1 protein-coding gene is annotated in these 814 nt (G+C 48.8%); it reads right to left on the bottom strand.

The window, feature by feature from the left end; genetic code table 11:
* Positions 1–473 precede the first annotated feature (473 nt).
* The coding region (locus RIFP1SYM_RS16135) for a DndE family protein (RefSeq protein WP_039960892.1) at positions 474–814 on the bottom strand (341 nt) is incomplete at its 5' end.

Below are 814 nucleotides of genomic sequence, written 5' to 3'. Positions count from 1 at the left end.
CGGCGGATTCGGCGAAGTTTTTGGAGATCCTCGGCAAGTTCGAGTTGCTGTTCTCCGACTCGCGGGTGTTTCCACTCTGTCATGCCTGGATCTCGGTTGGTGTGGCTGGCATTGCAGGCCACCCGTAGTGCCGGCTATCGGCGCGGGCTGGTACTACACCGGCAAGGAGAAGGAGGGGGGAGGCAGATTTTGTCTTTGCCTTGGTTCCAGACCCTGGGGCGGGATAGACACCCGCAACAGTTCGCGCTGGACTGCTTCGATTATCTCGTGGTGGATGAGTTTCACCACTTATGTAACCTAATTAAGTGTAGCCACAAGGAAAAGTCCATTAATAATAGTAGTTTGTGGCTTGCGCAACAAAATACACTGTTGCGACCAGTGGATGAGCCCGGTAGATCAAGTCTAAGCTACTACATATCAATGTCAGAGGGCTTTGATTCTGTGGTAAGTAATCGAGTTTTTTATCATCATCGCTACAGCTCACAGAGCTCTGGGATATTTTTGATGTGTCCCATCTTATGAACACCAACCTCAATCAGCGAGGCAATAGTTTGTTGCATTGGTAGGTTAATCATATTGTCGTTTGTGTATTGGTTGATCATGGCTTCGTAGATATTTTCATGGTCACCAAATAACACGCTCTTATTAAGCTCCTGTCCCTCGCTGTCGGCGACACCCGCATTTTTCAAACTGCTGCCGTCCTTTAATGCCAACATGATGGCAATGCGTGCAAGAATGTTGGGCGTAACTCCGGTTTGCCCCTTCATGTTGCGTAGCTTATCAGTAGCTGTCTTAGAGAGTTTGACTCGGTTGG

Origin of the sequence: endosymbiont of Riftia pachyptila (vent Ph05) (assembly GCF_000224455.1) — a bacterium.
Lineage (GTDB): Bacteria > Pseudomonadota > Gammaproteobacteria > Chromatiales > Chromatiaceae > Endoriftia > Endoriftia persephonae.
Note: the sequence above shows the minus strand (reverse complement) of the source record. Positions and strands in the feature narration are given on the sequence as shown.